At 64.8% G+C, this 4,205-nt stretch carries 5 protein-coding genes; 3 read left to right on the top strand and 2 right to left on the bottom strand.

The features are described from left to right. Positions 1 to 87: 87 nt before the first annotated feature. From ACOJTD_RS00415 to ACOJTD_RS00405, 3 genes are all read left to right on the top strand, one after another. Entirely contained in the window at positions 88 to 507 is a 420-nt protein-coding gene (locus ACOJTD_RS00415) for an acyl-CoA thioesterase (protein ID WP_420130976.1), read from the top strand. A gap of 80 nt (positions 508 to 587) precedes the next feature. Next, positions 588 to 1,745 (top strand): ABC transporter substrate-binding protein, encoded by a 1,158-nt coding sequence (locus ACOJTD_RS00410; protein WP_420130975.1) that lies wholly within the window; start codon positions 588 to 590, stop codon positions 1,743 to 1,745. 305 nt (positions 1,746 to 2,050) lie between these two features. Continuing rightward, positions 2,051 to 2,836: a GGDEF domain-containing protein gene (locus tag ACOJTD_RS00405; RefSeq protein WP_420130974.1), complete on the top strand. Its 786-nt coding sequence runs from the start codon at positions 2,051 to 2,053 to the stop codon at positions 2,834 to 2,836. 16 nt (positions 2,837 to 2,852) lie between these two features. On the opposite strand, the gene ACOJTD_RS00400 is transcribed toward ACOJTD_RS00405, so the two are convergent. Continuing rightward, on the bottom strand, positions 2,853 to 3,569 hold the full coding sequence (locus tag ACOJTD_RS00400; RefSeq protein ID WP_420130973.1) for an ABC transporter ATP-binding protein: 717 nt from the start codon (positions 3,567 to 3,569) through the stop codon (positions 2,853 to 2,855). Beyond that, positions 3,566 to 4,205, bottom strand: a 640-nt coding sequence (locus ACOJTD_RS00395; RefSeq protein WP_420130972.1) for an ABC transporter ATP-binding protein, incomplete at its 5' end; no start/stop codon positions are given. The genes ACOJTD_RS00395 and ACOJTD_RS00400, both read right to left, overlap by 4 nt.

Genomic DNA, 4,205 nt, shown 5'->3' with positions numbered 1-4,205 from the left:
CAGGGAATATGGATTCCGGGCCCGCGCCAAGGGGCGCGTCCCGGAATGACGAACTCTGATGTAACGATACTCGATTAGGCCCTGCCCATGCTCACCAACCGCCGCGATGTGCAGATCCAGTGGGGCGATTGCGATCCCGCCAACATCGTCTACTACCCACGCTACTTTGCGATGTTCGATGACTCGACCTCGGCGCTGTTCGCGGTGGCGGGCTGCTCCAAGCAGGATCTGGTGCGCGTGTATGGACTGGTCGGCATTCCGATGGTCGACACCCGTGCGAAGTTCTACATCCCCTCGACCTATGGCGACGTGATCACGATCGAGAGCCGGATCGAGAAATTCAACCGCTCGAGCTTCGAAGTGACTCACCGGGTTCTCAAGGGCGAGGCGCTCGCGATCGAGGCGTTCGAGACGCGGGTGCTGGTCGGCCGCGATCCCGCCGATCCGGACAAGCTGAAGTCGACTGCCGTGCCGGCAGAGATCGTCGAGAAGTTCATGCGGGGCTGACTCATCGCTCCGCATGACGTAAGAACACGATACGACAACCAGGCCGAACGGCCGTCAGCATCACGAGGGAGGAGGAGCAGATGAGCAAATTCAAGCTGTCCGTTGCCGCAATGGCCGTGGCGATCGCGCTGCCGGCGCTGTCCGGCGCCGCGCTGGCTGAAACCAACGAAATCACGGTGGGTATCAGCATCACCACCACCGGCCCGGCCGCGGCGCTCGGCATTCCGGAGCGCAATGCGCTGGAATTCGTGCCGAAGGAGATCGGCGGCCACCCGATCAAGGTGATCGTGCTCGACGACGGCGGCGATCCGACCGCGGCGACGACCAATGCGCGGCGTTTCGTCACGGAGTCGAAGGCCGACGTAATCATGGGCTCGTCGGTGACGCCGCCGAGCGTGGCGATCTCCAACGTCGCCAACGAGGCCCAGGTGCCGCATTTCGCACTGTCGCCGCTGCCGATCACGCCGGAGCGCGCGAAGTGGTCGGTGGTGATGCCGCAGCCCATCCCGATCATGGGCAAGGTGCTCTACGAGCACATGAAGAAGCACAATGTGAAGACCGTCGGCTTCATCGGTTACTCCGACAGCTACGGCGACCTGTGGTTCAACGACCTCAAGAAGCAGGGCGAGGCGATGGGCCTTAAGATCGTTGCCGAGGAGCGTTTCGCGCGTCCCGACACCTCGGTCGCCGGCCAAGTGCTGAAGCTGGTCGCCGCCAATCCGGACGCGATCCTGGTCGGCGCTTCGGGCACCGCCGCAGCCCTGCCGCAGACGACGCTGCGCGAGCGTGGTTACAATGGCCTGATCTACCAGACGCACGGCGCGGCCTCGATGGACTTCATCCGCATCGCCGGCAAGTCGGCCGAAGGTGTGCTGATGGCCTCGGGCCCGGTCATGGATCCGGAAGGCCAGGACGACAGCTCCTTGACCAAGAAGCCCGGCCTCGAGCTCAACACGGCCTATGAAGGCAAGTACGGCCCGAATAGCCGCAGCCAGTTCGCCGGTCATTCGTTCGACGCCTTCAAGGTGCTCGAACGCGTCGTCCCGGTGGCGCTGAAAACCGCCAAGCCGGGCACGCAGGAATTCCGCGAGGCGATCCGCAAGGCGCTGATGACCGAGAAGGACATCGCCGCGAGCCAGGGGGTCTACACGTTCACCGAGACCGACCGGTACGGCCTCGACGACCGTTCGCGCATCCTGCTGACGGTGAAGAACGGCAAGTACACCATCGTCAAATGATCCATGCGGGGCGGTGAACGCCCCGCGATGCGAGCGTGAAGCCGGCCTCCTTCGAAAGAGGCCGGCTTTCTTTTTTGCCCGGGCTCGTGTGCCGCTCCGCGGAAGGCTGCTTTTGTTCCGCACGAGTCGCGGGATCGTTCGGTTGCGTTAGCGATGCATTAAGTCTGATCAATCGGATTGCGCGGATTTAACGTGATTGCCAGCGCGGGTTTGGTACCACTTGGCGCATTCGACCATCTCGCGGACCGAGAGAGCGGGAGGCGAGGTTGGGCTACGGCCGGACGTCGTTCAAGTGATTGCAGGGCATGCCGAACTCGATTGTCACGCGTCGGGACGTGATCCGCTACACCGCCGGGCGCGCCGCCATCGCCGGCGGCGTTACGGCGATCGTCACCATGATCTTCCTGGTCATGGACCTCGGCACCGATCCGCAGGTGCTGGTGCCGGTCGGTAAAGTAGCTCGGTTCTCGATGATCGTGGCGCTGTCGGTGTCGGTCGCATTGTCGGCTGCGCTGAGCTTCCGGTCGGCCATGCTGATGCGCCAATTGGCGTTGACCCGCGCTGAACTGATGCGGGTGTCACGCACGGATCCGCTCACCGGGCTCCTCAACCGTCGCGGCTTCGACGAGGCAGCCGCACGGCTGCTGGCAAAGGCGAATGCGGCCGGGAAGCGCGTGGTGGCGCTGATGTGCGACATCGACCGGTTCAAGGCGATCAACGATCGATACGGGCACGACGCTGGTGACCGAGTGCTGGCGCGAATGGGCGATATTCTGCGCGACTTCGGGGCTCGCAACGACGTGCTGATTGCCCGTCATGGCGGCGAGGAGTTCGCCGGGCTGATGATCGACGTCGGTGACGAGGACGCCACTCGCTGCGCGCTGGCCCTTTGCCGTCTGTGTTCGACTGACGTCACCGGCGGCGATGTCGCCGTGCCGGTGACGATGAGCTTCGGCCTCGCCACGCATCTGCCCGGCGGCGATCTCGCGGCGTTGATGCGGCGGGCCGATCAGGCGCTGTATCGCGCCAAGGATCTCGGCCGCAACTGCGTGGTTCAGATCGACGAGATGGAAGCCGCCGCCGTCTGCTGACGGCCGCACAGTTGAATTAGGCGTGCGAGAAGCCCAGATAGCTCGCCACGACCTGCTCGTTCTCCGCCACCTCCGACGCGGGGCCGTCGAGCACGAACTCGCCGAGCTCCATGACGTAAGCGCGATCGGCGATCGCCAGCGCCGCCTTGGCGTTCTGCTCGACCAGTAGCACCGAGACGCCGGCGTCGCGCAGTTCGCCGACGATGCGGAAGATGTCGGCGACGATGATCGGGGCGAGGCCGAGGCTCGGCTCGTCGAGCATCAGCAGCTTTGGCGCGCCCATCAGCGCGCGGCCCATGGCCAGCATCTGCTGCTCGCCGCCCGACAGCGTGCCGGCGAGGTGCTTGCGCCGCTCCTTCAGCCGCGGAAACAGACCGTACACCCGCTCCTGGGATTGAGCCGCGACCGACTTGGCAATGCGGAAGGCACCGAGCTCGAGATTGTCTTCCACCGTCATGGTGGCGAACAGCTCGCGATGTTCGGGCACCAGCGACAGCCCGGCGGCGACGCGGTCTTCGATATCGAGCCGCGAGATGTCGGCGCCGTCGAAGGTGACGCCACCCTTGAGCGGAAAGATTCCCATCGTGGCGCTCAGCAGGGTCGTCTTGCCGGCACCGTTGGCGCCCACCACGGTGACGATCTCGCGCGCACGCACTTCGAGATTGACGGACCGGACTGCCTCGACTTTGCCATAAGACACCGAGACGTCGGAAATCTGCAGCAGCGCGCTCATGACAGCGCTCCCAGATAGGCTTTGATCACTTCGGGATTGGTCTTGATCGTCTCGGGCGTGCCCTCGGCGATCCGCGTGCCGAAATCGAGCACGACGATGCGGTCGGCCAGATCCATCACGAAGCCCATGTCGTGCTCGACCAGCAGCACCGACATGCCGCTGTCGCGCAATTGCCGAAGCAGCGCGGCGAGGCGCTGCTTTTCCATGTGGCGCAGGCCTGCGGCCGGCTCGTCGAGCAACAGCAGAACCGGATCAGCGCACAGGGCGCGTGCAATCTCGACGATGCGCTGCTGACCGAGTGACAGGCTGCCCGCGAGCTGGTCGATCTCGGCGCCGAGACCGACGCGCTCGATCTGCTTGGTGGCCTCGGCGAGCAGCTTGGCTTCGTCCGCACGGTCGAACCGCAGCATGCTCGACAGCGCGCCGGCATTGCCGCGCAGATGAGCGCCGATCGCGACGTTCTCCAGCACGGTCATGTCCGGCACCAGCTTGACGTGCTGGAAGGTACGGGCGATGCCGAGCTGGACGACGTCCTGCGGCGGCGCATTGTCGATCGGCTTGCCGTGTAGTTCGATCCGTCCGCCGGTGGTCGTCAGGATTCCAGTGATCAGGTTGAAGGTCGTCGACTTGCCCGCA

Source organism: Rhodopseudomonas sp., from assembly GCF_048594845.1.
Taxonomy (GTDB): Bacteria; Pseudomonadota; Alphaproteobacteria; order Rhizobiales; family Xanthobacteraceae; genus Rhodopseudomonas.
This window is presented reverse-complemented; position numbering and strand designations above follow the sequence as displayed.

Coding starts and splice junctions, on each gene's coding strand:
- ACOJTD_RS00410 (WP_420130975.1), top strand. CDS start 588: ATGAGCAAATTCAAGCTGTCCGTTGCCGCAATGGCCGTGGCGATCGCG.
- ACOJTD_RS00400 (WP_420130973.1), bottom strand. CDS start 3,569: ATGAGCGCGCTGCTGCAGATTTCCGACGTCTCGGTGTCTTATGGCAAA.
- ACOJTD_RS00415 (WP_420130976.1), top strand. CDS start 88: ATGCTCACCAACCGCCGCGATGTGCAGATCCAGTGGGGCGATTGCGAT.
- ACOJTD_RS00405 (WP_420130974.1), top strand. CDS start 2,051: ATGCCGAACTCGATTGTCACGCGTCGGGACGTGATCCGCTACACCGCC.